The following is a 26,943-nucleotide window of genomic DNA, read 5'->3' on the forward strand; positions in this document are numbered from 1 at the left end:
TCACTTCCAATCCTGGTTCTTCCAGTCGCCGATCACCGGAGGCGCCACCGCTTCTTCGCCCGCGAAGAAGTTCGGGTCGTCGCTCTCGAGGTAGTCGGCCGCCTTGTGTTCCTTGTCGTCTTCCTTCTTGCCGCCGCGGGCGCCGGCACCCATGCCGCCCATGCCCGGGCTGCCCGCCGCGCCGGCCTTGCCGGCTCCGCCCGCGTTCCGCATCGCGGCCGCTTCCGCTTCCGCGGCCGCACCCGACGCGGCCCCGCCGCCCAGGCTGCCCGCGCCCGTACCGCGCACGCCGCCACCGACGCCGCCGGCACCCGAACCACCGCCGCCGATCCCGCCGAGGGACCCGCCCCCGGCGCCACCGCCGCCGATGCCGCCGAGCCGGCTCGCGATGCTTTCGCCGTTGATCCCGCCGCCGCGGCCGATCGTCGGCATCTTGCCGGTGCCGATGCCGCCGCCGGGGATGCCGCCCGGGCCGGTGCCGGTGGGCAGGCCGGTGATCGGGTCGATGCCAGGCGAGGTGAAGCCGGGGATGCCGCCGCCGCGGATACCGCCGCCACCGCCACCCGAGGTGTCCGGGATGCCCGGGATCGAGCCCGGGGTGAAGCCGCTGCCGCCGCCCGGGCCCCCGCCGCCGGGGATGCCGGACGGCGTGAAGCCCGAGGACGTCGTCGAGTCGCCGCCGACCGGCATCGACGAGCCGGGGATGCCGGCGCCGCTGAAGCTGCCGCCGCCAGGAATCTCCGGGATGCCTGCTCCCGAGAAGCCCGAGCCACCGGCGCCCGCGCCGCCTGCGCCACCGCCGCCCGACGCCGCCGGGATGCCCGCACCGGAGAACCCGGAACCGCCCGCGCCGGAACCGCCGCCGGGGATACCGCTGCCGGAGAACCCGGAGCCACCGGCGCCCGAGCCGTCGCCAGGGATGCCCGAACCCGGGATGCCGGAGCCGGGCGCCCCCGCGCCCGAACCGCCCGGACCGTTCACGCCGTCGAGACCGCTCGTGGTCCCTTCGGCCGGGATCCGCGCCGAAGCCTGGTCCATCGCCCTGCGCGCCATCAGCGGCTGCGCACCGTCGGCGCCGGCGCCGCCCGAAGCCGGGCTGGTCGCCGAACGCGCCGTCGCGGACGGCAGCTTCGGCGGAGCCGGGAACCTCGGCGTGGCGACCGCGCCGCCGATGGTGTCGTCGTACTGCGTCATGATCTGCGCCGCGTGGTCCCGGGCCGCCGTCTGCGCCCGGTAGGTCTGCATGGCCTCGCCGGCCGCCGCCGCGTACTGCACCGGGTCGGTCATCGACATCAAGCGCTGGTTGGTGCTCTGCAGGTCGAACTGCACCGGCGGGTTGGCCGCCATCTGCCGCTGGGTCTCGTTGAGCGCCTGCGAGTGGATCTCCTGCTGCCGCCCGGCCAGCGTCGCGCCCTGCGCGGTCGCGCCCAGCCACTTGCCGACACCGGCGAGGTGCTCGCGGACGGCGTCACCGGCGTCGCCCTGCCAGTTGCTGGTGCTCGCGTTGATCGCGTCGCCCAGGGTCTTCTGGTGGGTGCCCAGGTCGTTGCCGACCGCGACCCACTCCTCCGAGGTCTCCGCGACGGTCGCCGGGTTGGCGTCCTGCGTGATGGCGTCGTTCATCTGCTCGTGGCTCGCGTTGCTCCACAGCGTGCGCGGCGCCCCGCCGTTCTCACGCATGGTGAGGCCCTCGTCGAGGCCGTGCTTGGCGTCGTCGAGGTGCTGCTGGTAGAGCTCCTGGATCTTCTTGTCGCGCAGCACCGGGTCGACGGCCGGGCCGAGCCAGCCGGCCCGGATCTCGTCGTCGATCTGCTGGGTGGCCATCGCGCGGATCTCGTCACCCGAGGGGGTGTTGTCCGTCTTCAGCGGCCCGACGTAGTACTTGGACGACGAATCGGCGGTCACGTCGTAGAGCGGACTGCGCGGGTTGTAGTCCGGGGACGACGGGTCCGAGACGGACTCGGCGGTGGGTGCCACGGTCTCCCTCAGCTCTGGTCGGCGGTCGGGAGCGAGGTCAGCGTCGTACGCGTGGTCTCTTCCCGGGACTTGTAGTTCTGCTTCGCCAGCTTGATGGCTTCGATGTAGGTCGGGAACTCCTGCCGCGCGGCCTGCAGCTGGGTGACCAGGCCGTGCTCGTCGGCCGCGGTGCTGACCATGTGCGCGGAGACCCACTGGCCGGTCGCGGTCCGGCTCATCGCGGGCGCGTCGTGCAGCCGCTGGAGGTTCGCCCAGCGCTGCTCCAGGGTCTCGAGCACGCCCTCGAGGGCCTCGATCAGCTGGTTGCCAGTGGTGTCGTCGATGGCGAAACCGCCGGACTGGGCGAGCCGCTTCAGCTGGGCGCCGGCGAGGCCGACGCGGACGGCGGCCAGCGCCTTGGTCTCGGGCGTCGTGGCGGACTGCAGCTGCATCGTCGCCTGGAGAGCCTGGGCCGCCGCCTCGGTCTCTTCCGTCATCAGAAGCTGTTCCTTCCCGGTCAGTAGACGGCGGCGATCGCTTCGCGGATCGCGCGCGCGAGGTCGGCACGGCCGGCCGGTACGTACTGCGCCGTCAGCTCGCCGGCCTCGCCGGTCTTGGTGTGCACCAGGTAGCGGCCGTCGGCGGTGTCCAGCCAGCTCAGCGGTTCGCCCGCGAGCCGCTCGCCGCGGCGGCTCTGCGCGGTGACGGCGATGTGGCCGCCACCCAGCCGCGGTTCGGCCAGCACCCGCTCGAGCACCGCGACGTCCGACGGCTTCGGCGCCGGCGGCCGGCGGCCCGGCCGCACCACGGCCTTGACCTCGATCATGCCGAAGGCGTCGGTCTCTTCTTCGTCGAACTCGGCGTCCGCGATCCGCTTCGCCGTCATGGCCGAGACCTCGCGCCCGGCGGCGCGGTGCACGACGTGCTTGCCGGTGGTCGCGGCCGGGGCCGGCGGCAGCACGCCGGTGACGACCTCGACCAGGTCCTCGTCGGCGAACAGCGAGAACAGCAGCTCGTCGGTGTCGGGGGCCTGGGTGATGCCGAGTGCCTGGGCGCCGTCGGTGACCACCAGCACGGCGACGTCGGCGCCGAGGCCGTCGATCCCGCTCACGGCAACCGAAACCCGCGGCTCGGCCAGCAGCTCGAACGCCGTCCGCACCCCGGGGTGCAGCTCGCCCGAAACCGACAGCCGCCGCTCCTCGAGCGCGTCGTAGACCTGGCGCGCGACCCGCACGAACCGCACCGGGTCCGCCGGGAGGTTGCCCGCGCGCAACGGGTAGCGCCGGACGTCGCCACCGGTCGCCCTGCCGACGACGAGGGCTTCGACGACCTCAAGGACGAACTCGAACCTGTCCGCCATTTCCCCTCGCTGCATCGTTCGTCAAACCCTCAAGCAACTTTCCTGCCGAAGGTTAGCAGTGCCCGCGGACCCCGCGTCGGCACCGCCACGCGGGTGCCCGAAAGACCACGATCCCTGGACTGCGCGGGCAAAGCGCGCTCGGTGACCGGATCACCCGATGCGGTGCTGGTGCACGCGCAGCTGCAGGGTGACGAGATCGAGAACCGGCACGGCAACGCCCAGCTCACGGGCACGCGCGGTGAGATCGCCGAAGATCTGCTCCCCCTCGACCGGGTGACCGCCGAGCAGGTCGCGGTACAGGGAAGATCCACCCGTCCCGGGGTCGGTGACGGTCCTGCGGGTCGCCGCGAGGTCGGCGGCGGGAAGCGGGTACCCGGCGGCCTCGGCGACAGCGGCCGCCTCCGCGACGACGGCTTCGGCGAATTCCGGGCCGCCGGGCAGGGCGACGACGTCGCCGATCGTGGCGCGCATCAGGCTGTTCACCGCGCCGATCGCCGCGATGAACACCCATTTCGCCCACATCGACTCGGTGATCCGCTCGTCGAGGGCGGCGGTGAACCCGGCGTCGCGCAGGGCGGCGTCGACGTCGGCCAGCCGGTCCGGCGCGGGATCCGTGCGGGCACCGTAGGCCAGGCTCTGCAGCGGGCCGAGCCGCCGGACGGCGCCGTCGTCGTCGATCGTGGTCTGCACCTTGGCGACCCCGCCGAGGACCGCGTCCTTGCCGAACCGCGCGTCGAGGGCGTCGAGGTGCGCGAAGCCGTTGAGGAACGGGAGGATCAGGGTGCCGGGTCCGACGGCGGGGGCGAAATCGTCGATGGCCGAGGTGAGACCGGTCGCCTTGACGGCCAGCAGCACGAGGTCGTAGGTCCGGTCGAGGGCCCCGGTCTCGACGAGCGGCGGTTCGAGGACCGTGTCCTCGCCGAGGCCGGTGATCCGCAGCCCGCGGTCCCGCAGCAGCTTCGCCCGGCCCGGCCGGACGAGGAAGGTGACGTCCCGGCCCGCCTGCAGCAGCCGTCCGCCGAAGTACCCGCCGGTCGCGCCGGCACCCACCACCAGAATCTTCAAGTCGCTCACGACGTGACGCTACGCCTCGGCTGACGCTGTCCCAGTCTTCGGACCACAGCCCTGTCAGGACCACAGCATCCGCACAGCAAGACACAGCGAAACGACAGGTCGATCGGGCCGCACTGGGCGTTGGCCAGGCATGGGAAGACGGATCCGCTGGGCTTTGGCGGGCGCGGGGCTGGCGGCGGCCGCCCTGACGGCCGGAATGGTGGTCGCGGTCGACGGGCACCGCGGGAAACCGGTGGCGGCGACGGCCGGCCCGCCACCGGCCTCGGTTTCGCCGGAGGACACGGCGATCAGCCCGGTGGCATCGACGTCCGAGATCCCCCACCCCGACCTGTCGTCGGTGGCCCGCGAAGTCGGCGACGCGGTGACGGCGGCGTCTCCCGGCACGAGTGTCGGATTCGTCCTGTACGACCGGGAGTCCGGGAAGGAGCTGGCCTCCCTCGACGCGGACCGCCCGTACTGCACGGCATCGGTGGTCAAGCTGCTGATCGCGATCGACGAGGTCCACTCGACGGGGACGTGGGCCCTCCCGGACGCGGACGCGGTCGAGGACCTGACCGACATGCTGGAGGGCAGCAACGACGCGCTCGCATCGGCATTCTGGGAGCAGAACGGAGGCACGGCGATCGTGACCCGCACGGCCGCCCTGATCGGGCTGTCCCACACGACCCCGCCGACGGACCCGACCCAGTGGGGACTGGCGAAGACGAGCGCAAGCGACGTGCCGGCGGCGTACGAGTACCTGTCGGACGTGATCCCGGACGAGGTGGCGGCACCCTTGCTGGCAGCCCTGGGCAACGCCCGCAACCCGGCCGACGACGGCTGGGACCAGTACTTCGGCATCCCGGACGGGCTGCCGGGCCGTCCGTGGCAGATCAAGCAGGGGTGGATGATCCTGCGGAACGCCCTGGTGCTGAACACGACCGGGGTGGTGGCTGAGCGGTATGTCGTGGTGCTGATGACACAGCAACCGCTGATCAGTTCGGCGAAGGGAAGGGCGGCGGTGACGGCGGGGATCAAGACATTGGCACCACTGCTCAGCCGGCTCGACGCGACGTGAGCCGAGGGCCGGCAGCTGCCGGTTCGGGTGGCGGCAGCGAGGGCGGCCCGCGGCATGGGGCCGGCGGATGAGAGCAGGGTCGGGAACCATCGCCGGCGACTTCGAGCGCAGAGGTGGCCGACGAACGGCACTCAGGACGGCACCCGACGAGGACGACTGGACACCAAGGGATCGGGCTGACGAGGGCATCGCCGACAGCTTTGAGCACTTGAGACGTCAGGCTGATGCGGCCGGATGTGCGGCGGACTCGCGCGGTGCCCCGGAGGTACGACGAGCTCACGTGATGTTCGAGACGTGCTGGCTGTCCGGCGCTCCGGATCGGCAAGCTCGCGCGGGGCTGCGAGAGCGGCGGCGGTCGCGCATGCAGAGTTGGTTTGGGAACGTCCGGTCCGGTGATGTTCCGGGCGTGGGTGCAGGCCGGAGCCGGTGGCTGCGGGTCTTTCCCCTCTTCGGCTGGTCAGGCTGCGAACGGTAGTGGCTCGTGGAGGTTGTTGCGCCGGGGTTTTCGGCGCCTGTCCAAGAACACCGGCGGAAAGAACTCGGGTAGTCCATCGGCGGCGATGCGGACCTGCCAACCGGAACGGTGCAGCAACCGATGGTGGTGCCCGCACATCAGCACCAGGTTGCCCAGCTCGGTCGGCCCGCCATCAGCCCAATGCCGGATATGGTGCCCCTGGCAGAGCCGGGGCGGCCGATGACAACCGGGGAAAGCACACCCACGGTCGCGCAAGTACAACGCCCGGCGAAGTCCGGGTGAGACCAACCGCCGGAGACGACCGAGGTCGAGGGGCTCCCCCTTGCCACCCAGGACAGCGGGGATGATCTGGCAGTCGCAGGCATGGATCCGGGCCTCGGCCGCCGAGATGCGGCCGGTATCACCCAACGTCGCCTGACCGACACCAGACTTCAAGTCCTCCAACGAGACCGCGACCATCACGTGCGCCCGTTCACCCGCCTGCATCGGCAAGTCCGGGGAATTCAAGGCCAAGTCGATCGCGTCGGAGAAGGCATCGCCGTAACGTTCCTGCGGGGAACGGAAGTCGGGACCATCGTCGGCTCTGCGGCGCTCGGCCAGAGAGTCCAGCAGGGCACTGGCGCGGGCGCCGGTCTCGTCATCGAACCGGCCCTGAAGTTCCCACACCCCGGTTCTTTTGCGGCGCAACGACAGCTCGCGGCTGGGGGTGGCCGGTTCGGTGGTGTCGGGTTCGGTGCCGTCGGGGTCGAGGTGGGCGAGGATGCGGGCGCCCAGTGCGGCGACCTGCTTGTGTCCAGCTTCTTCGGCGAAGGACAGCAAGTCTCGTTCGGCGTTATCGCGGTACTCGGGCGGAACTTGCGTCATGACACCGACGATGGTGTCGATCATCGGAGTGCTCAACCGGCCGTCCAACGCGGCAGCGCCGGTGGCGGGAGCGACAGCCGGAATGGGAGTGCCGTCGAGATTACGGCTCGGCGTGAGGGCTCGGGCTCGCTCGACCACGTTCTCGGCGGCAGCCTTGGGAACATCAGCGAGATGCTCGAACAACCGCGCAACAGACCGGTAGCCGAACAGTTCCATAACCCCGCGCGACTCGATTTCCACGAGCAGAGAACCGATCTCAGCCTCAGCAGACCGAACAACAGTGAGCAGTGTCGAGATGCGGTCGGCCAGGGCCACCGCATCCGCTTTCCACACCGCTTCACTGTCCACACACCAAGATTACCGGCAGTCGCACGCATGTTCATCACACGAAAGGATGATCCAGACCAAGAGCGGCAGGGACACCGTTGCGTGGGGAATCGGCGCTCCCGCACCGAGCGGGAAGCAAGAACAGGAAGCGCCGATTTCCCACGCCCGGCGAAGCCGCATCTTGAAAACTCAACCACGAACCCCGGAAACAGCCCGAGCCCGATCAATATCCGGCCCCCGATAAAGCCGCTCAGGAATCCGAGCCAAAGTAGAAGGATGAACCTGCGACCCCAACCCGTAAAGCTTCTGAAAACTCATGATCAAAGGCCGCCACGCATCCGGATCGATGCGGTCGGGACTCCCCGGAACCCGGATGTCATCATGGACGAACACCCGCTGAACCCGCACCTCGATGGCGACGATCCCACCACGCTGCGCCGAATCCTCATCGGCAACCGGGTGCACGGCCTCGACCACGGCCTCCATCGCAACGGGACACTCGGCAACCCGAGGAGGAGCGACCGTCTCGGAAGGAACAGGAGTCAACCCGGCCCGCGAGAACTTTTCGGAAACGTGGAAATAACCGCGCTTCACCTTCCCCGGCGGAACCGGATCCGAACCCGTGGTCAACGCCAACCGGTCGACCGCCGCGGCCAGCGCGTCCGAAGGCAGGTTCAGCACGCACTCACGCGTGCGCAACAGGTTCTGGGTGGTCTTGGACCGGGCGCCGAGCCCGAGCATCGCGCGCCAGCCGAGCCAGAACGCCGACGACATCGGGGCCAGGTTGGCCGAGCCGTCCTCGTTCTCGCTGGAGATCAGGACGACCGGGGTGCCGAAGTACAGGATGCCGGGCTCGATGGCCGTGTGCGCAAGGGTTTCCGTCTTCACACCCTTGATCCTGCCGCCCCGGCACGCCGGGCCGCTGGCGGGAATCGGCCGTCGCGATCACCGGCGCCACGCGAGACGCCGGTGATCGCGAAGGCCGTCAGCGGGTCAGCGCACGGCGGGTCAGCACCCGCGCCAGGTGGCGGCGGTATTCGGCTGTCGCGTGGGGCTCGTCCGGAGGCGAAGTCCCCTCCGCCGCCAGCGCCGCCGCGTCGGCGACGGACGCCCCCGAGGCCAGTGCCTCTTCGGTCGCCGTGGCCCGCAGCGGGACCCCGCCCATGTTCACCAGCCCGACGCGGCCGCCGACGACGGCCACCCCCACCATCGCCCAGTCGATCGCGCGGCGGGTGAACTTCTCGAAGCCCCAGTCCTGCCCGGTCTGCGCCGGCAGGCGGATCTCCGTCAGCAGCTCGTCCGGGTCCAGCGGCGTCGTGAACGGGCCGAGGAAGAACTCCGACGCGGGAATCCGCCGCTCCCCCGCCGGGCCGCGCGCGACCAGCACCGCGTCCGAGGCCAGCACCGCCGCGGGCAGGTCCGCCGCGGAGTCCGCGTGCACCAGCGACCCGCCGATCGTGCCGCGGTGGCGGACCTGCCGGTCGCCGACCTCGCCGGACGCGTGGGCCAGCAGCGGCGCGTGCGCCAGCAGCACCGGGTCCCGCGCGAGGTCGCTGTAGCGGGACAAAGCGCCGATCACGACGTCGCCGCCGTCGAGACGGACGTACCGCAGCTCGTCGACCGGTCCGATGTCGACCAGGTACTCCGGCGCGGCCAGCCGCAGCTTCATCAGCGGCAGCAGGGAATGCCCGCCGGCCAGCACCTTCGCTTCGTCACCGAGGGAAGCCAGCCGGGCGAGCGCCTCGTCCACTGTGGACACGCGCTCGTAGCGGAACTCGGCGGGGATCACCGGTCCACCTCCTGTCCCGAAGCGTCGACCACGGCACTCACGATGTTGTGGTAACCCGTGCAGCGGCAGAGGTTCCCCTCGAGCCCGGCCCGCACCTCGTCGCGGGTGGGCTTCGGGTTGTCGGCCAGCAGCGACACCGACGCCATGATCATCCCCGGCGTGCAGAACCCGCACTGCAGCCCGTGCTGCTCGCGGAACGCACGCTGCATCGGGTGCAACGAACCGTCCGGTTCGGACAGTCCTTCGACGGTGGTGACGGCGTGGCCGTCGGCCTGCGCGGCCAGCACCGTGCAGGACTTGACCGACTCGCCGTCGAGCAGCACCGTGCAGGCGCCGCAGGACGTCGTGTCGCAGCCGATGTTCGTGCCGGTGAGCCCGGCGGTGTCGCGCAGGAAGTGCACCAGCAGTGTCCGGTCCGGCACCTCCTCGGCCACCGGCCGCCCGTTGACCTCGATCGAAACCTTCACCGCGCGTTTCCCTTCCCAGCTTCTTCGAGTGCGGCCCAGACCCGGATCGGGGTCGTGGGCATGTCCAGGTGCTTGACGCCGCGCTCGGCCAGCGCGTCCACCACGGCGTTGTGCACCGCGGGCGTCGAGCCGATCGTCGCGGCCTCGCCGATCCCCTTGACGCCCAGCAGGTTCCGGTCGGTCGGGGTGGCCATGTCGACCAGCTCGAAGTCCGGCAGCTCGACGGCCGTGATGAACGAGTAGTCCGCCAGGGTCGCGGTCGTCGGGTTGCCGTCTTCGTCGTAGGTGACGACCTCCATGAGCGCCTGCGCGGCGCCCTGTCCGAGCCCGCCGTGGCGCTGCCCGCGGAAGGTCAGCGGGTTGACGATCGGGCCGGCGTCGTCGACGGCGACGATGCGGCGCAGGTCGACCTTGCCGGTCTCGGTGTCGACCTCGACCACGGCGAGGTGCGCGCCGAACGGGAACGTCGGCTTGCCGCCGCCGAACCAGACGTCGGCGGTGAGCTTGCCGCCGGACGCCGTCTCGGCGACCTGCGCCCAGCTGAGCACGGTGCTCGACGGCGCGCCGCGGACCTGCCAGACGCCGCGCTCGGCGTCCAGCTCGAGGTCGTCCGGCGCGGCTTCGAGGAGCTCGGCGGCCAGTTCACGCGCCTGCGTGATCACCTCGTCGGCCGCCTGCCGGATCGCCGAGCCGCCCAGCTGCAGCGACCGGGAACCGAACGTGCCGACGGCCTTGGGCACCTCGTCGGTGTCGCCGTGGCGGACGGTGATCTTCTCCAGCGGCACGCCGAGCTGGTCGGACAGCAGCATCGCCAGCGACGTCCCGAGGCCCTGCCCGTGCGGCGAGCTGCCGGTCCAGGCCACGACCGAGCCGTCCGGGTGGATGTCGACGCGGCCGCTCTCCCCGCCCGAGTCACCGCCGGTGATCTCGACGTACGTGGCGATCCCGAGGCCGAGCTCGACCGGGTCGCCCGCCTCCCGCCGCCGCTTCTGCTCGGCGCGCAGGTCGGCGTAGCCGGCGGCTTCGAGCGCCTTGTCCAGCGCCGCCGCGTACTCGCCCGTGTCGTACGACGCGCCGGTCGGGGTCTGGTAGGGGAACTCCTCGGGCCGGATGAAGTTGACGCGGCGGACCTCCGCCGGGTCCTGCCCGATCGAGGTGGCGAACACGTCCATCGCCCGCTCGAGCGCGGCCGTCGCCTCCGGGCGGCCCGCGCCGCGGTAGGCCGCGATCGGCGTCGTGTTCGTGACGACGGCGCGGCTGCGCGTCTCCACCTTCGGGAACCGGTAGACGCCGACGGCCATCAGCTCGGTCAGCGTCGGCAGGAACAGCGTGCGGGGGTACGCACCGGCGTCCTGGATGACGTCGAGGCGGTACGCGAGGACGGTGCCGTCGCGCTTGCCGCCGATCGTCACGGTGTTCTGCTGCGCGCGGCCGTGCGTCATCGAGGTGAGGTTCTCGCTGCGGGATTCGACCCAGCGCACCGCGCGGCCGATCTCCTTGGCGGCCCAGCCGAGGACGGTCGCCTCGGGGTCGGCGCCGATCTTCGCGCCGAACCCGCCGCCGACGTCCGGCGCGATGACGCGCACCTTGTCTTCGCCGACGCCGAGGCTCATGGCCACCTGCGTGCGGGCGATCTGGGCGTTCTGCGTGGAAAGCCAGACCGTCAGCCGGCCGTCCTCGCCCCAGGCGCACGAGGCGCCGCGGACCTCCAGCGGCGCGGGCGCGACGCGCTGGTTGACGATGGTCTGCGACACGACCACGTCGCAGTCCTCGAAGATCCCGTCGTCGAACTTCTCCGCGCCGTTGACCTGCACGACGTTGCTGCCGGTCTCGGGGTACAGCAGCGTCTCGTCCGCGAGTGCCGCGTCGATGCTCGCGACGGCGTCGAGGGGGTCGTAGTCGATGTCGACCAGCTCGGCCGCGTCGGCCAGCTGGTAGCGCTCTTCGGTGAGGACCAGGGCGACGGGCTCGCCGACGTAGCGCACCACGCCGTCGGCCAGCCACGGTTCCTTCACCGGTCCCGCCGCGTGCGGGTCGAGGCCGAGGTCGGCGGCGGTGAACACGCCGAGCACCCCCGGCGCCGCCTTCGCCTCGCTGACATCGATGCTTTCGATCCGCGCGTGCGCGACGGGACTGCGCACGAACACCGCATGCGCGGCGCCGGAAAGCGCTTCCTCCCGCAGGTCGTCCACGTAGGTGCCGCCCGCGGTGATCAGATTTTGATCCTCTTGGCGGACCACCCTGGTCCCGACAATGCTCATCTGTTCTCCTGCTCGCCGATACCCCGCCGATCATGCCCTTTTTTCAGGAGAACGCCAGCACCGCCGCGAGGCCCAGGCCGGCGATCCCGATCCCGATCCGCAACGGCGTCGCGGGCAGGTGGCGGACCAGGGTCGAACCGAGCCACGCGCCGCCGAGGGAGCCGAGGCACACGGCGAGCGCTGCCGTCCAGACGACCTTGCCGGTGACGGCGAAGACGATCGCGGCGAGCAGGTTCGCCGAGCCCGTGACGAGGTTCTTCGCCGCGTTCGTCCGGGCGAGCGGCTGGCTCCACACGGACACGAGCAGGGCCAGCATGAGCACGCCCGCGGCAGCGCCGAAGTAGCCGCCGTAGATGCCGATGCAGAAGGCCGCGATGCCGGTGGCCGGACTGAGCCCGTGACGCTCGGCGCCTTCGGCCAGCCGGCGCAGCCGCGGTCCGGCCATCAGGACGATCGAGGCGCCGCCGATCAGCCACGGCACGATCGCGGTGAAGGCGTCGGACGGGGTCAGGAGGAGGACGAGCCCGCCGCAGGCGCCGCCGATGGTGGTGATGACGCAGAGCGGGACGAGCTTCTGCCGCTGGCCGGCGAGTTCGGGCCGCGCGCCGGCGGCGCCCCCGGCGGTGGTGCCGAGCATGGCGACGGTGTTCGTGACGTTGGCGGTCACGGGCGGCAAGCCGGCGGCGAGCAGCGCGGGGTAGGAGACGAGCGACGCGAGCCCGGCGATGGCCCCGGTCAGGCCGGCACCGACCCCGGCGAGGACGAGCAGGAGGAAGGTGCCGGAGTCCGTGATCACGTTGTCATCTCAACACGGCGGGTGCCGCGTGCCGCGGTGAGATTGCTCCCACCGGCAGGCGAGCGGCAGCCAGACACCGCGGAGCGGTGCACGAACGCCGGCGGTATAGGTCGTTATACGAATTATTCAGGTCTTGTCCGAAAGCGGACGGGATCCGGCGCCGGGCTTGCCCCGCCCCGGCGGGCCGTCACAGAATCCGCGCTGACAAGGTTGTCATCGAGCGGAGACGGACCATGGGTGAGGTGAACCGGCGGAAGGCCCTCCTGGGCGCGGGCGGCGTCGCGGCCCTGCTGGCCTCGGGACTGCTGCCGAGCGTGGCGGCGGCAGCGAGCGGCCGGGCATCCAGCGGGCCACCGGACCCGGTCGCCGCCACCTACCTGCGCGTCCTGCTCCGGCACACCCGCTGGGCCGAGCAGCAGTTCGACGCCGCGGCCGGGATCTACCCCGCGAAGGACTTCACCTTCGCCGTCGTCCTCGGCAACGCCCTCCTGCTCACCCGCGACGGCTACGACGAGACCACCGCCGGCGTCAGCCAAGCGACCCTCAAGGCCCACACCCTCGCCACCATCAAGCACTTCGCCGCGTCGAACCTGCTCACCGGCGGCACCGAGTGGGGCCGGAAGCTGTTCTTCGACACCACCTTCCAGTCGTACTTCCTGCTCGCCGCCCGTCTACTGTGGACGGACCTCGACGACGCCACCAGGGCGAACGTCGAACGCATCACCACCGAACAAGCCGCCTACACCGCCGCCCTCGGCGAGAAGGACGACCCGGCCTCCGGGGGTTGGACACCCCACGGCCGGAAAGGCGGTTTCGTCGGCGACACCAAGCTCGAAGAGATGGGCGTCTACGCGCAGTCGCTCGCCCCCGCGCTCGCGTGGGCGCCGAACGACGCCAGAGCCGGGGCCTGGCGCGAAGCCTTCGGCACCTGGAGCCGCAACGAAGGCGGGCTGCCGGCCGCCGACCTGGCCAACCCGCGGCTCGTCGACGGTGTTCCCATCGAGGCGAACACCGCCACCAACCTCTACGACACCTTCCTCGTCGAGAACCACGGCTCCTTCGGCCCGCACTACCAGGAAGAACTCTGGCGCACCTCCGGCCGCAACGCGATGCACTTCCTCGCGGCCGGCACCCCGTTGCCCGAAGTCCTCACCGCGCAGCCGAACGGCGAACTCCTCTGGCGCACCATGCTGCTGATGACCAGCGACGCCGGCGAGCCGCTGATGCCGATGGTCGCCGACCGCGAGCACCTCTACGGCCGGGACGTCATCCCGCTCGCGTTCCGCGCCCAGGTGCTCGGCGACCGCCACGCCGCCCGCGCCGAGGCCGATCTCGCCGCGCGTCTCGAGCCCTACCAGGCCTACGCGCCCGCCGACCGGATCACGAAGTTCTCCGGCGAGCCGAAGTACGAGCCGGAAGCGCGCGCCGAACTCGCCATCAGCTACCTGCTCCACGAGTGGCGCGCCCGGCACGGCGGCCCGGTGACACCCGCGAGCACCACGGAGTTCGATGCCCACGCCGCCGGGGTCGCCGACTTCGGCGCGGCGCCCGGCCTGCTGGCCCACCGCTCCCCCGCCGCCTGGGCCGCCACGGTGACCAAGCCCGGCTTCGTCAAGTTCGCCTGGCAACCGCACCACGACGACTGGCTGTTCGTGCTCGGCGGCGCGAACCCGATGCTGCTCCCGGCCACGACCGTCGCGGTGAAGGAACGTCACGCCACGACCTACGAAAAGGTCCGCGACGGCTTCGACGGCACGGTCGGCGTCCTGCGCTTCGACGCCGGGTACGCCGCGCTCGCGACCCTCCCCACCGGGGCCGCCGTCTACGCCAGCACCGGCGTGGCCGAGAGTGAAGGCGTCCTGAACGTCTACAACCTCGCCATGCCGGGCGTCCCCGGTCTCGACGGCGACCGCACCTACACCGCCGCCGAAGGCAAGGTCACGCTCAACGCCCAGGCAGTGCCCACCGGGGCCCGGACCGACGACCTGACGTTCGCCCCGGTCACCGCCCGCCACGTCCGCATGCTCGGCGTCCGGCCGGACCCGGCGTACGGCTATTCGCTCTGGGCGTTCGAGGTCCGCGACGGCGACGGCCCCGACCTCGCACGGGCCGGCACCGCGTCGGCGTCGTCGGCGAGCCCGGGCAAGGAGGCCAAGTACGCGAACGACGGCGACGCGGCCACCCGCTGGGCAGTGTCCACATCGGACCGGCCGCGGGCGGACAGCTGGCTCGCGATCGACCTCGGCACACCCCGGACCCTCGACCGCGTCCGGCTGAGCTGGGAAGCCGCCGCCGGGCGCAAGTACCGCGTCGAAACGTCGGCGGACGGCGTGGCCTGGACGCCGGTGGCGACCTACCCGGTGCCCGCCCTGCGCAGCACGAAGGGCTGGCTGGACGTCGACGGCCGGGCCGGGATCGTGGTCGACGGCCCGAACCCGGTCACGGTCACCGGTGACCGCGTCACGCTCTCCGACGGCCCGGCCGCTCCCCTGCTCGCCGAGCTGTACCCGGACCCGTCGAACGCTTCGAAACTCGCCCGCCGCCCCCGCGCCACCACCGGCGCACCGGCGGTCCGCGCGAGCGTCACCGACGGCTTCCTCGTGCTGGTCAACCTTTCCGGCGCCGCGGCGGGCGGCACGGCGACCCTCCCCCAGGACGGCGGCGCGTACCGGCTGTACCGCGGTGAGCAGAGCATCACGAGGACCGGCACCGAAGTCTCCTACGCGCTGGCCGCGGCGGAAGGCCGCATCGAACCCCCGCGCTTCACCGTGCGGGGGCCGGCCGGCCTGAAGGCGGTCGTGCGCGACGCGAGCCGGGTCGACCTCACGCTGCCGTCCGGGTTCCTCCCGGCGCTCGTCACGGTCACGCCGGAAGGCGGCCGCCCGCGGCCGGTGGTCCTGCCGCCGCACCGGACCGTGCCCGTCGTGTTCGGCGACGTCCGCCCCTATCCGCTGGCCGACGCCGCGCTCGGCCGGACCACCTTCCCCGCGGCGCCCCTGCCACCCGGGATGTCGGGCCCCGCGGCGGCCGTGGACGACGACCCGGCGACGGCGTGGCGACCCGGCCCGGGCGGCCGGATGGTCGTCGATCTCGGGGCGGTGACGGCGGTTTCCGCGGTCGAACTGGCCTGGACCCCCGGTCGCCGGCCCGCGGCGAGTGTCGAAACCAGCATCGACGGTGTCACCTACCGGACGGCGGACACCGGGCCGGCGAGGTACGTGGCGGTCCGGACGGGCTGGCGGTCCGGCGACGCGAGCCTCACGCGGATTTCTGTCCGGACTTGATCGATCTCGCACCGCTCGCGGCGGGCCCCGGGGCGAGTACCTTGGCACCACAGGTCTGGGCTCTCCGGGAGGACGGATGCGCGTCACGATCGCCGAGGTCGCCCGCCGCGCACGGGTGAGCAAGACGACCGTGTCGAGGGTGCTCAACAACAAGGCCGATGTGGACGCGGCGACCGCGATCCGGGTGCGCGAGGTGATCGCGGCGACCGGGTACATCCCGAGCGCCGGCGCGGTCGGGCTGGCCCGCGGCGTGACCCGCACGGTCGGGATGCTGGTGCCCGGCCTGACCTGGCCGTGGATGGGCGAAGTGCTGCAGGGCGTCGCCGACGTCGTGGAGTCGAAGGGGTACGGCCTGCTGCTGTCCACCGCCAACCGCGGCGCCGACTCCCTGGAGGAGTTCTCCCGGCAGGTGTCGGCGAAGGCGTTCGACGGGCTGCTGCTCGTCGAACCGCCGGACGCGGTGCGTCACCTGCGCGTGCTGCACGACTCCGGGCTGCCGGTCGTGGTGATCGACGACCGCGGCCGCCGTCCCGCGTTCCCCTCGGTGGGGACGAGCAACCGGCAGGGCGGCGCCGCGGCGGCCCGGCACCTGCTGGCCACCGGCCGCACCCGGCTCGCCACCGTCACCGGCCCGCGCAACTTCGGCTGCACGAGCGACCGGCTCAACGGGTTCCACGACGCCGTGCGCGAAGCCGGCCTGACGCTCGACCCGCGGCTGATCATCGAAGGCGACTTCACCGGCGAAAGCGGCGAGGCCGCGATCCTCCAGCTCCTCGAATCGGGCCCGGAGTTCGACGCGGTCTTCGCGCACAACGACTTCACGGCGGCCGGGGTGCTCGCCGGCCTCCGGAAGGCCGGCCGCGCCGTGCCGGAGGACGTCGCCGTGGTCGGCTTCGACGACATCCCCCTGGCCGCGCACACCCAGCCGCCGCTGACCACGATCCGGCAGCCGTCGCGGGAGATGGGCGAGACGGCGGCCCGGCAGCTGCTCGCCCAGCTGGGTGGGGCACCCCAGCCGGACGAGCCGCTGATCGTGCCGACCTCCCTGGTGATCCGGGAGTCGACTCAGACGGGTCGTGAGTGAGAAACAGTGTTCTGACACCGTTTCTCACTCACGACCACGTGCGCCGAGCGCGGCTTCAGGAGATGGTCAGCAGCCCGGCGACGAGCGTGAGCCGCCGCCGGGACCCGGCCCTCACTGGTAGACCCGCACGTAGTCGATCACCATGTCCTGCGGCAGGACGGTCCCCGCTCCCGGCGGGCCCGGGAAGTCGCCGCCGATGGCGTTGTTCAGGATCAGGAAGAACGGGTGGTCGTAGACCCACGGCCCGCGCGTGCTCTCCACGGTGTCGCGGTCGATCGTCTCGAACGCGTTGCCGTCCACGGAGAATGTCATGTGCGAGGCGTCCCAGTCGAGCCCGAACTTGCGGAACCCGGCGGAGACGTCCTGGCCGAGGTCCAGGGGTGCGCCGATGCCGCCGGCGCCGTTGTAGGCCGGGGCGTGGATGGTCGAGTAGGCCAGGTTCGGCGACTTCCCGACGTGCTCCATGATGTCGATCTCGCCGCAGTTCGGCCACGGCGTGCCGCTGAAGAAGTTCGCGCCCAGCAACCAGAAGGCGGGCCAGAGCCCCTGCGTGCCGGACACCTTGATGTTCGCCTCGACGTGCCCGTAGGTGAAGCTGAACTTGCCCGCGGTGTTGATCCGGCCCGAGGTGTACTGGCAGGTGCCGCTGCCGCTGATCGGGTCGATCGGGCACGCCGACCCCGGCGTCGCCTCGCGGCGGACCTGGATGACGAGGTTGCCGCGGCCGTCCTGCTCGGCGTTGTTGTTGTTCGTGTAGTACTCGAGTTCGTTGTTCACGCCCGGGCCGGTCTCGGCGGTCCACTTGCTCGCGTCCGGGCCCGCGCCCGCGGCGCCGTCGAACTCGTCGCTCCAGACCAGCGTGCCCGGGAAGTGCGGGGCCGGCGGCGCGGGCGGCGGAGTCGTCGGGTTGCCGCCGGTGCCGTAGACGTCGAAGCCCCACAGCGAGTAGCCGTAGCCGTTGGACCGCGCGGTGCCGTACATCCGGACGTACCGGCCGCTGCCGTTGACGGTCAGCGTCTCCTTGAAGCCCTTGCCGGTGGTCGTCGAATAGATCGACGTCCAGTTCGCGCCGTCGTTCGACACCTGGATCTGGTACGCGACGGCGTAGGCCGGGTCCCACTGCAGGACGACCTGGTGCACGGCCGCGACGGCGCCGAGGTCGACCTGGATCCAGCCGGGGTCGACCCAGCCGGTGGTGGCGCTGGTCGCCCAGCGCGTGGCCGGGTCGTGGTCGAACGCCTTCGCCGGCACGCAACCGGGGCACGCGCCGTCGTCCTGGTACGAGGAGGCGGTGCCGGACTTGCCGTACGAGAGCAGGACGTCGCCGGGCTGGGTCGTGCCACCCCCGCCGTAGACCTGGAACTCCCAGAGCGAGTAGCCGTACGGGGTCGCGCGCTGGGTGCCGGTCAGCCGGACGTACCGGCCGCTGCCCGTGACGGTCAGCGTCTGGGTGCCGCCGGTCGCGGTGGTGGTCGAGTACAGCGACGTCCAGGTGGCGCCGTCGGTGGACGCCTGGATCGTGAAGGCCTTCGCGTAGGCGGCTTCCCAGTTCAGCACGACCTGCGACAGCTGCTGGGTCGAACCGAGGTCGACCTGCAGCCACTGCGGGTCGCTGAACGCGCTGGACCAGCGGGTACCGGCGTCGCCGTCGACCGCGGCCGACGCCGGGAAGGCGGCGGACTCGGCCGAGGACGCCGTCACCGGGCGGCCTTGGGAGATCAGGACGGGCGCGGCCTGGGCCACCGGCGCGGTGAACAGGGCGGCCAGGGTCAGGGCGAGGACGGCGAGAACCCGGGTTCTCGGCATGCGGCGTTGCATGGGCACCTCCACGGCGAACCGGCGCCGGGACGTCCTTGCCCCGGCGCGGATCGGCTCACGTGGCCCGCGGCGCGGGTGTGGGACCCGCCCGTCGGCACGCTCTTAGTTCAGGATATAAATAAAGAGCCGTAAAATGTCAACGGCGCTGCGCCGGACGGTCGCGGACCACCCCGGACATTGGTCCGGGAGAACGAATCCGCGCCGGAGCCTTGACTCCGCCGACACCCGCGCTGTTAACTTCCCACCGCTGGTCGGAACCGGTTCCGTGACCGCCACCCGGGATCGCTCCGCCGCGACACGCACCTCTTTCGGGCTGACCGGTTCGCGCCGTCGCACCCACCCCGGCACCGCTCCACCGGCTCACGGCGCCGGGCGGGGCGCCGGACGCGAACCCGCCGCACCACCCGACGCCGGCGCGAGCTGTGGGGCTCGCCCGGTCCGCCGCCGCCCGGCGCTGCCGCGCGGCCCTGCTCCACGTCCTCCCCGATCAGCAGGCAGGCAGATGAGATCAACGACGTTCTCCCCGGCACACCGCCTCCTCGTCCTCGCGACCACCCTCGTCACCGCGGTGACCACCGCGGTGGTGGTCGGCTCCGCACCGGCGCAGGCCGCCGCGTGCGGGACCACGAACCTCGCGCAGGGCCACCCCGCCACCGCGTCCTCCACCGAGAACGGCGGGACACCCGCGTCCGCCGCGGTCGACGGCAACACCGGGACGCGCTGGTCCAGCGCGTTCAGCGACCCGCAGTGGCTGCAGGTCGACCTGGGTTCCGCGCAGCAGCTCTGCGACGTGGTCCTCACCTGGGAAGCCGCGTACGCCACCGCGTTCACCGTCCAGCTGTCCTCGGACGCGACCAGCTGGACGACGGCGTACTCGACCACCACCGGCACCGGCGGCACGCAGGCCGTGCCCGTCACCGGCACGGCCCGCTACCTGCGGGTCCACGGCACCCAGCGGGCGACCGGCTACGGCTACTCCCTCTGGGAAGTCGCCGTGCACGGCACCGGCGGCGGGACGACCATCCCGCCGACCGACCCGCGCAACCCGGACCTCGGGCCGAACGTGTCGGTGTTCGACCCGTCGACGCCGGCCGCGACGATCCAGAACCGGCTGACACAGCTCGCGAACCAGCAGCACACCAACCAGTTCGGCAGCGAGCGCTACGCCGTGCTGTTCAAGCCCGGGAACTACGACGCCGACGTCAACCTCGGCTTCTACGAGCAGGTGGCGGGCCTCGGGCTCTCCCCCGACGACGTCAACCTCAACGGCCACGTCCGCGTCGAGGCGGACTGGCTGCAACAGGGCGACAACCCGGCCAACAAGGGCAACGCGACGCAGAACTTCTGGCGATCCGCCGAAAACCTGTCGGTGACCCTGCCGGCCGGCCAGGTCGAACGCTGGGCCGTCGCGCAGGCCGCGCCCTACCGCCGGATGCACCTCAAGGGCAGCCAGATCCAGCTGTGGAACGGCGGGGACGGCTGGGCCAGTGGCGGCCTGATCGCCGACAGCAAGATCGACGGGCAGGCCGTTTCCGGCTCGCAGCAGCAGTTCCTGACCCGCAACAGCGAGCTGGGCAGCTGGGCGGGCGGCGTGTGGAACATGGTGTTCGTCGGCTCGACCGGCACGCCGCCGGCGTCGTTCCCGAACCCGCCGGAGACCGTCGTCGGCCAGACCCCGGTGATCCGCGAGAAGCCGTTCCTCTACGTCGACGGCTCGGGCAGCTACAACGTGTTCGTCCCGGCGCTGCGGCAGAACTCGTCCGGCACCAGCTGGGGCCACGGCGCCTCGGCCGGCCAGTCGATCTCGCTCAGCGAGTTCTACGTCGCGCATCCGTCCGACTCGGCGGCGACGATCAACGCGGCCTTGGCGGCGGGCAAGAACCTGCTCGTCACGCCAGGCGTGTACCACCTCGACCAGGCACTGAACGTCACGCGCCCGGACACCGTGGTGCTCGGCCTCGGCCTGGCGACGTTGATGCCCACCAACGGGAACGCGGCGATCACGACGTCCGATGTGGACGGCGTCAAGATCGCCGGGCTGCTGATCGACGCCGGGGCGGTGAACTCGCCGGTGCTCGTGCAGGTCGGCCAGCCGGGCTCGGCCGCGAACCACGCGGCCGACCCGACGTCGCTGCACGACGTGTTCTTCCGGATCGGCGGCGCGGCCGTCGGGAAGGCCACGCAAACGCTGGTGGTCAACTCGAACAACGTCATCGGCGACCACATGTGGCTGTGGCGCGGCGACCACTCGAACGGCGTCGGCTGGAACGTCAACACCGCGGCGAACGGCCTGGTGGTCAACGGCGCGAACGTGACGATGTACGGCCTGTTCGTCGAGCACTACCAGCAGTACGAGGTGCTCTGGAACGGCAACGGCGGGCGGACGTACTTCTTCCAGAACGAGATGCCGTACGACCCGCCGGACCAGGTGTCCTGGTCCAGCGGCGGCGGCCGGCAGGGCTGGGCGGCGTACAAGGTGGCCGACTCGGTGACCAGCCACGAAGGGTGGGGCCTGGGCAGCTACTGCTTCTTCCAGACCAACCCGTCCCTTGTGGCCAGTCACTCCTTCGAGGTCCCGAACAACGGCGGAGTGCGGTTCCACAACCTGGTGTCGGTGTCGCTCGGCGGCGTGGGCACGATCGCCCACGTCGTCAACGACACGGGTGACGCGGCGAACACGGCCCACCAGGTGAGCCCGCTGGTCAGCTACCCGTAACCCCGGTCGTGAGTGTTCAGGGCGGTTAGAACCGCCCTGAACACTCACGACCAGCCGCGGCAGACCACGCACGCTCGATGTCCGAGCGGGTCGGTTGCCGGAGGACTGCGGCCACGTACGCGTCCGGGCGGACCAGCCAGGCTTCGCCCGGGCGCGCACCCAGTGCGCCACCCACGGGGATCTCCACCGACCGCACTCCGTCGGCGTCGACGCCGGGGGTGGTCAGCAGCAGGAACCCTTCCCGCGCCAGAGCGCGCAACCGGCCGGCCGGGACGGTCACGTCCGGCAGCAGCACCCCGGGCCCGGGCGGCGGCAACGCCCCGCGTGGCGGGCGTCCGGCGAACGGCCGCCGTGGATCCGGCGTGGTGAGCGGGGAATCGGTGTACCAGAACGGCTCGGCGAGGCGTCCCGAGTCGACCTCGGCGTGGACGCCCCCGGCCAGCACCTCGGCGCGGCGCCGGCGCCGCGCTTCGTCCTGGGGCACCAGGAAGTCCATCGTCGCCGTCGTCACCTCGGCGTTCTCCACCGCGGCCGCGTGCCGCTCGGTGTGGTAGCTCTCCAGCAGCTCCTCCCCCGCGTCCCCGCGCAGCACCCAGGCCAGCTTCCACGCCGCGTTCTCCGCGTCGGCCACGCCCGAGTTCAGCCCACGGGCCCCGAACGGGGCGACGAGGTGCGCGCAGTCCCCCGCCAGCAGGACCCGCCCGGCCCGCATCCGCTCGACCAGGCGCGTGTGGAACCGGTACACCGAGCGCCAGACGACCTCGTACGGCCGGTCGCCGAGGATCGCCCGGATCCGCCGGTCCAGGGCGCCGCCGGTTTCCTCGGCGGCGAGGTCGTAGTCCTCCGGGACCTGCCAGTCGATGCGGAACTGCGAGCCGGGGCACGGGTGGATCAGCACCTGGCGGCCGGGGTTCCACGGCGGGTCGAACCAGAACCGGCGCTCCGCCGCCCAGCCCGGCAGGTCGGCCCGGATGTCGCAGATCAGGAACAGGTCCCGGAACGACACCCCGGCCAGGTGCTGCCCGAGGGCCCGCCGCACGGTGTCGCCGCGGGCGCCGGTGGCGGCGATCGCGTAGTCGGCCTCGATCCGGCGCGGCCCGGCCGCCGTGTCGCACTCGACCACCACCCGCCCGGGCTGGGTCACGCCGGTGACGCGGTGGCCGCGGCGGATGTCGATCAGCGGCTGCGCGGCGATCAGCTCGTCCAGCACCTCCTCGACACGGGCCTGCGAGAGGTTGACGAACGGCGGCAGCGCCGAGCCGCCATCGGGCAGCTTCAGCGAGAACAGCTCGGTGTCGCGGTGGAACGTCCGCGCGGTCGTCCAGGTGAGCCCCTCCTCGGCGAGGCAGCCCGCGCCGAGCGACGCCCAGACGTCCAAAGTGTCCCGTTGCTGGCAGATGGCCTTGGACCCGACGGGGTCGCGCACCTCGTGCTCGTCGACGAGCACCACGGGTACGCCCCAGCGCGCGAGCAGCAGCGCGGCCGTCTGGCCGACCGGGCCGCTGCCGAGGACCGCGACTGTCATCGCGCTAGCCCTGCAGCTGGTCCCAGACTTCGCGGTCGCGTTCGGCCGTCCACACCACCGGCCGCTCGATGCCGCCCAGCTCGTCCCACAGCCGGGAGACGTCGAAGGGCAGGCAGTGCTCGAAGATCGGCCACTGGCCGTACTGGCCGACGAGGGCCGCGTGCGTGCGTTCGAACGCGTCCTTCAGCGTGCCGCCGGCGTCGCGGGCCGCGCCGACCTCGCGGATCATCGTGTCCAGGAAGTGCCGGGTCTGGGCGATGGCGGCGCCGACCGCTTCGCGGCCGCGGCTCACGCCACCGCGTCCGCCGATCAGCGTCTCGGCCCCGAAAGCGCTCACACGGTCCAAAGTGGACGAAGCCCACTCACGGTGGAACGCGTCCCCGGTGTACAGCGCGGCTTCGGCTTCCACGAGGTCGCCGGCGTAGAGGATCTTCTGCCGGGGCAGCCAGGCCACGATGTCGCCTTCGGTGTGGCCGCGCCCGCAGTACTGCAGCACCAGGTCGCCGCGGTCGCCGCCGAGGTCGAGGGTGAGCCGGTCGGAGAAGGTCAGCGTCGGCCAGGTCAGGCCCGGCACCGAGTCCGCCCCCTTCGCCAGCCGCGGCATCCGGCCGAACTCGCTCGCCCAGTCCTCCTTGCCGCGCTCGACGACGAGGGCCCGGGTGTTCTCGTGCGCGACGATCACGTCGGCGTCGAACGCGGACGCGCCCAGCACGCGCACCGCGTGGTAGTGGCTCAGCACCAGGTAGCGCACGGGTTTGTCGGTGTGCTCACGGAGTTTCGCGAGCCATTCGCCCGCGGCGACCGGCGTGGCCAGCGCCTCGAAGCAGACGAGGAAGTCCTCGCCCTCGATGGCGCCGATGTTGGGGTCGCCCTCCGCGGTCAGCGCGTAGACGCCGTCCGCGAGTACTTCGAGGGTCTGCGCCTTCTCCGCCAGGTCGGCCGAAGAGGCGAACGCTTTCTTCGTCACGGCGAGCGCTCCTTTGATCAAAGGTTTGACTACCGCCGGGGCCACAGTAGCCCGGCCGGACCGCCCGCGGAACCCCTTCGCCTAACCTGGGCCGCATGACCGACCGACCGGCCGAAGACCTCGACTACCTCTCGTTCGTCGACTACGCGATCGGGAAGACGAAGGCAGAACTGCCGGACACCGACCCCGTCGCGATGCGCCTCGGCCTCACGCTGCACCGGCTGGCGGGCGCGCTGGTCTACGACTGGGAGTCGACGGTGCACCGGCCGCGCGGCCTGAGCTGGGGCGGGTTCCGGGTGCTGTTCGTGCTGTGGCTGGCCGGCCCGCTCGAGTCCCGCCACGCGGCGCGCCTGGCCGGGATGAGCCGCGCCGCGGTGTCGGCGCTGGTCAAGACCCTCGAGCGCGACGGCCTGGTGACGCGCACCCAGGTTCCGGAAGATCGCCGCGCGGTCCGGCTGGCGCTGACCGAGGCGGGCCACGCCGCGGTGACCGACGCCTACCAGGCGCACAACACGCGTGAGCAGGCATGGGCGGCGTCACTGACGCCGTCGGAACAGACCGTCCTGATCGGACTGCTGGAGAAGCTCACCACGAGCCCGGCGGCCGCGGCGGCCCAGCGGCTGGCCTGAGTCTCAGCTGGCGAGACCGGGCAGGGTGTGCCCGGTCTGCTCGGCCTTCGCGCGCAGGTACCGGACGTTGTTCTCGGTGGCGAAGACCCCGGTGGGCACCCGCTCCCGCACGGCGATCCCGGCTGCCTCGAGCTGGGCGGCCTTGTCCGGGTTGTTCGACAGCAGGTGGACTTGCGTGACGCCCAGCGCTTCGAGCATCTGCGCGGCGACGGTGTAGTCGCGGGCGTCCTCGGGCAGGCCGAGCGCGGCGTTGGCGGCGTAGGTGTCGAGGCCGCCGTCCTGCAGGGCGTAGGCGTCGAGCTTGTTGTAGAGCCCGATCCCCCGGCCTTCCTGGCGCAGGTAGAGCAGGTAGCCGCCGGTTTCGGAAATGCGTTCGACGGCTTCGGCCAGCTGGGGACCGCAATCGCAGCGCGCGGACCCGAAGACGTCGCCGGTGAGGCATTCGGAGTGCGGCCGCACGAGCGGCACGTCCCCGGGGGTGCCGAGGACGAAGGCCAGGTGCTCGCCGTCGTCGGCCAGGCCCCGGAAGGTGACGGCCTCGGCGTCGACCGCGACGCCGCCGTCGAGCCGCAGCGGGATCCGCACCCGCGTCCGCACCTCAGCCGTCATGCCTGCTCCCCTGGGATCGCCCACGTGATCGACCCTACCGGAAGTTCAAATTCGAACATCCGTGATCGCGCCCACCATCACCGGGCAACACCGGCGGATCACCGGTTCTTCCCGCGCGGCCGGGAAAAACCGGTGGCTCCCCGTCGTATCCTCGGCTCATGATCCCCGGTGCCACCGCCGCGTCGTTCCTGCTGGTCGTCGTCCTGGGCGCGATGTCGCCCGGGCCGGACTTCGTCGTCGTCACCCGCTCTTCCCTCACCGGGGGCCGGCGGGCCGGGATCGCCGCCGGGGCCGGGATCGCGCTCGGCGTCTTCGCCTGGGTCGTCGCCATCGCCTTCGGGGTCGCGGCCGTGCTCGCCGCTTCGGCCGTCGCCTTCAGCGTAGTCAAGCTCGTCGGCGCGGCCTACCTCGTGTTCCTCGGCGTGAAGGCGTGGCTGGCCGTGCGGCGCGGGGAGTACCGCGACCTCGGGGACACCCGGGCCGCGATGCCGCTCAAGGCCGGCGCCGCCTTCCGGCAGGGGATCTTCACCAACCTGCTCAACCCCAAGGTCGCCGTCTACTTCCTCGCCCTGCTCCCCCAGTTCCTGCCCGCCGGCGGCTCCACCCTGCAGACGCTCGAACTCGCCGCCATCGCGACCGCCGGCACCGTCCTGTGGTTCTGCGCGCTCGCCCTCGTGGTCGGGGCGCTGAAGCGGTTCTTCAGCAACGGACGCGTCCGGCGCGGCCTCGACGCCGTTCTCGGCAGCGTGCTCGTCGCGCTCGGGCTGAAGGTCGCCGTCGAAACGGCCTGAGGGCCCGCCGGAACGGGCCCTCAGGCGTCACAGCTGGTCGGCCGCCAGCAGTGTTCCTTCCACCCGCGCCCGGATCTTCGCGAACGCGATGTCGCGCGAGGTCGACGTGTCGTCCGCGAACGGCGAGAACCCGCAGTCGTCGCAGGTGCCGAGCCGGTCGGCCGGCAGGTACTTCGCCGCCGCCAGCACGCGGTCGCGGACCTCCTCCGGCGTCTCCACCCGCGGGTCGATCGGGTCGGTCACCCCGATGAAGATCCGCTGGTCCCCCTTCAGGTTCTCGGCGATCACCCCGAGCGCCCGATCCGGGTCGGCCTCGCTGGCGAGCTGGACGTAGAAGTTGCCCGCCTTCAGCTCGAACAGCGCCGGCAGCAGGCCCGCGTAGTCGACGTCGAGGCTGTGCACCGAGTCCTGGTCGCCACCCGGGCAGGTGTGGACGCCGATCTTCGCGCGTTCCTCCGCCGTGAACCTGTCCAGCACCGCGTTGTTGAGGTCGACGAACTGCCGCAGCAGCCCGCCGGACGGGTCGAGCTTGAGCGACAGCCGCCCCTCGGTGAAGTCGATCTGGACGCTGTGCGCCCCCGCGTCGAGGCTGCGCCGGATGTCCGCTTCGGCCTCGTTCACCAGGTCGGCGACGAACTGGTCCTGCGAATACCCGTCGATGCCGTCGCCCGGGTAGATCAGCGAGATCGCCGACGCGGCGATCACGGCCTGCTTGACCGGCTTGTCCGTAAGCGCTTTCGCCCGCGTCAGGTACTCGTCGGCGTGGGTCGCGTAGCGGAACGGGCCCGCGGTCAGCCGCGGCAGCTGCCGGGTGTGCCCGTCGGCGAACGGGATGACGACGCCGTCCGGCGCCAGGGCGGTCAGCCCGGCCAGCGGGTACGTCGCGAAGCTCGGCTTGCCCTGTTCGCCGTCGGACACGACCGGCGAGCCGGTCTCTTCGAACCGGCTGATCGTGTCGGCCAGTGCCCGGCTCTCCAGTTCGGCGAGCGCGGCGGCGTCGATCCGTCCGGCGGCGAACGCGCCGAGCCCCTCGACGAGGTAGCCGGGACGCGGAATGCTGCCGATCGGTTCGGTGGGCAGGGTCATGGAGTCCT

At 71.9% G+C, this 26,943-nt stretch carries 21 protein-coding genes; 6 read left to right on the forward strand and 15 right to left on the reverse strand.

All coding sequences use genetic code 11. From position 1 onward, the window contains the following. The 4 genes from QRX60_RS40410 to QRX60_RS40425 form a co-directional block, all read right to left on the reverse strand. Window positions 1–1,977: a hypothetical protein gene (locus QRX60_RS40410; RefSeq protein WP_285996735.1), complete on the reverse strand. Its 1,977-nt coding sequence runs from the start codon at window positions 1,975–1,977 to the stop codon at window positions 1–3. Window positions 1,978–1,985: 8 nt separating this feature from the next. Beyond that, complete coding sequence (locus QRX60_RS40415; RefSeq protein WP_285996736.1) at window positions 1,986–2,453, reverse strand: hypothetical protein; 468 nt, start codon at window positions 2,451–2,453, stop codon at window positions 1,986–1,988. A gap of 20 nt (window positions 2,454–2,473) precedes the next feature. Continuing rightward, window positions 2,474–3,316, reverse strand: a complete 843-nt coding sequence (locus tag QRX60_RS40420) for an ESX secretion-associated protein EspG (protein ID WP_285996737.1) — start codon at window positions 3,314–3,316, stop codon at window positions 2,474–2,476. A gap of 150 nt (window positions 3,317–3,466) precedes the next feature. Further along, complete coding sequence (locus tag QRX60_RS40425) at window positions 3,467–4,390, reverse strand: ketopantoate reductase family protein (protein ID WP_285996738.1); 924 nt, start codon at window positions 4,388–4,390, stop codon at window positions 3,467–3,469. A gap of 130 nt (window positions 4,391–4,520) precedes the next feature. Between QRX60_RS40425 and QRX60_RS40430 the strand changes: the two genes are divergently transcribed. Then, window positions 4,521–5,447 (forward strand): serine hydrolase, encoded by a 927-nt coding sequence (locus QRX60_RS40430; RefSeq protein WP_285996739.1) that lies wholly within the window; start codon window positions 4,521–4,523, stop codon window positions 5,445–5,447. 457 nt (window positions 5,448–5,904) lie between these two features. Here the strand turns inward: QRX60_RS40430 and QRX60_RS40435 are convergent, their stop codons facing one another. The 6 genes from QRX60_RS40435 to QRX60_RS40460 all read right to left on the reverse strand — a co-directional run bounded on the left by QRX60_RS40435 (window position 5,905) and on the right by QRX60_RS40460 (window position 12,426). Continuing rightward, entirely contained in the window at window positions 5,905–7,134 is a 1,230-nt protein-coding gene (locus QRX60_RS40435; protein WP_285996740.1) for an HNH endonuclease signature motif containing protein, read from the reverse strand. A gap of 168 nt (window positions 7,135–7,302) precedes the next feature. Continuing rightward, on the reverse strand, window positions 7,303–8,001 hold the full coding sequence (locus QRX60_RS40440; protein ID WP_285996741.1) for a flavin reductase family protein: 699 nt from the start codon (window positions 7,999–8,001) through the stop codon (window positions 7,303–7,305). Between the two features lie 97 nt (window positions 8,002–8,098). Further along, a complete protein-coding gene (locus QRX60_RS40445) occupies window positions 8,099–8,902 on the reverse strand; it encodes an FAD binding domain-containing protein (RefSeq protein ID WP_285996742.1) in 804 nt (267 codons plus the stop codon). Beyond that, a complete protein-coding gene (locus tag QRX60_RS40450) occupies window positions 8,899–9,369 on the reverse strand; it encodes a (2Fe-2S)-binding protein (RefSeq protein ID WP_285996743.1) in 471 nt (156 codons plus the stop codon). Before QRX60_RS40450 ends, QRX60_RS40445 begins: the two co-directional genes overlap by 4 nt. Beyond that, window positions 9,366–11,630, reverse strand: a complete 2,265-nt coding sequence (locus tag QRX60_RS40455) for a xanthine dehydrogenase family protein molybdopterin-binding subunit (RefSeq protein WP_285996744.1) — start codon at window positions 11,628–11,630, stop codon at window positions 9,366–9,368. The genes QRX60_RS40450 and QRX60_RS40455 overlap by 4 nt, the downstream gene beginning before the upstream one ends. Before the next feature lie 43 nt (window positions 11,631–11,673). Beyond that, entirely contained in the window at window positions 11,674–12,426 is a 753-nt protein-coding gene (locus QRX60_RS40460) for a sulfite exporter TauE/SafE family protein (protein WP_285996745.1), read from the reverse strand. Between the two features lie 233 nt (window positions 12,427–12,659). Between QRX60_RS40460 and QRX60_RS40465 the strand changes: the two genes are divergently transcribed. Together QRX60_RS40465 and QRX60_RS40470 are read left to right on the forward strand one after the other, a co-directional pair. Then, window positions 12,660–15,710 carry a discoidin domain-containing protein gene (locus tag QRX60_RS40465; RefSeq protein ID WP_285996746.1) on the forward strand — a complete coding sequence of 1,017 codons (3,051 nt, stop codon included), beginning with the start codon at window positions 12,660–12,662 and terminating at the stop codon, window positions 15,708–15,710. Window positions 15,711–15,786: 76 nt separating this feature from the next. Beyond that, entirely contained in the window at window positions 15,787–16,794 is a 1,008-nt protein-coding gene (locus QRX60_RS40470; RefSeq protein WP_285996747.1) for a LacI family DNA-binding transcriptional regulator, read from the forward strand. Between the two features lie 111 nt (window positions 16,795–16,905). On the opposite strand, the gene QRX60_RS40475 is transcribed toward QRX60_RS40470, so the two are convergent. Beyond that, window positions 16,906–18,600 (reverse strand): discoidin domain-containing protein, encoded by a 1,695-nt coding sequence (locus QRX60_RS40475; RefSeq protein WP_285996748.1) that lies wholly within the window; start codon window positions 18,598–18,600, stop codon window positions 16,906–16,908. Window positions 18,601–19,114: 514 nt separating this feature from the next. Between QRX60_RS40475 and QRX60_RS40480 the strand changes: the two genes are divergently transcribed. After that, window positions 19,115–21,328: a discoidin domain-containing protein gene (locus QRX60_RS40480; RefSeq protein ID WP_285996749.1), complete on the forward strand. Its 2,214-nt coding sequence runs from the start codon at window positions 19,115–19,117 to the stop codon at window positions 21,326–21,328. A gap of 25 nt (window positions 21,329–21,353) precedes the next feature. Here the strand turns inward: QRX60_RS40480 and QRX60_RS40485 are convergent, their stop codons facing one another. Beyond that, entirely contained in the window at window positions 21,354–22,853 is a 1,500-nt protein-coding gene (locus QRX60_RS40485) for an FAD-dependent monooxygenase (RefSeq protein WP_285996750.1), read from the reverse strand. A 4-nt stretch (window positions 22,854–22,857) separates the two neighbouring features. Next, the gene (locus QRX60_RS40490) at window positions 22,858–23,820 is read right to left on the reverse strand and encodes an MBL fold metallo-hydrolase (protein ID WP_285996751.1); all 963 of its coding nucleotides are present in this window, start codon (window positions 23,818–23,820) and stop codon (window positions 22,858–22,860) included. Between the two features lie 95 nt (window positions 23,821–23,915). Here QRX60_RS40490 and QRX60_RS40495 point away from each other — a divergent pair, with 95 nt between their 5' ends. Beyond that, window positions 23,916–24,449, forward strand: a complete 534-nt coding sequence (locus tag QRX60_RS40495) for a MarR family winged helix-turn-helix transcriptional regulator (protein WP_285996752.1) — start codon at window positions 23,916–23,918, stop codon at window positions 24,447–24,449. Between the two features lie 3 nt (window positions 24,450–24,452). Here QRX60_RS40495 and QRX60_RS40500 read toward each other — a convergent pair whose 3' ends face one another. Further along, entirely contained in the window at window positions 24,453–25,058 is a 606-nt protein-coding gene (locus tag QRX60_RS40500; RefSeq protein ID WP_285996753.1) for a GTP cyclohydrolase II, read from the reverse strand. A 158-nt stretch (window positions 25,059–25,216) separates the two neighbouring features. Here QRX60_RS40500 and QRX60_RS40505 point away from each other — a divergent pair, with 158 nt between their 5' ends. Then, window positions 25,217–25,849, forward strand: coding sequence for a LysE family translocator (locus QRX60_RS40505; RefSeq protein ID WP_285996754.1), 633 nt, complete (start codon window positions 25,217–25,219; stop codon window positions 25,847–25,849). A gap of 27 nt (window positions 25,850–25,876) precedes the next feature. Here QRX60_RS40505 and QRX60_RS40510 read toward each other — a convergent pair whose 3' ends face one another. After that, window positions 25,877–26,935, reverse strand: coding sequence for a cobalamin-independent methionine synthase II family protein (locus QRX60_RS40510; RefSeq protein WP_285996755.1), 1,059 nt, complete (start codon window positions 26,933–26,935; stop codon window positions 25,877–25,879). Window positions 26,936–26,943 lie beyond the last annotated feature (8 nt).

The sequence above is a fragment of the Amycolatopsis mongoliensis genome (genome assembly GCF_030285665.1).
Taxonomy (GTDB): Bacteria; Actinomycetota; Actinomycetes; order Mycobacteriales; family Pseudonocardiaceae; genus Amycolatopsis; species Amycolatopsis mongoliensis.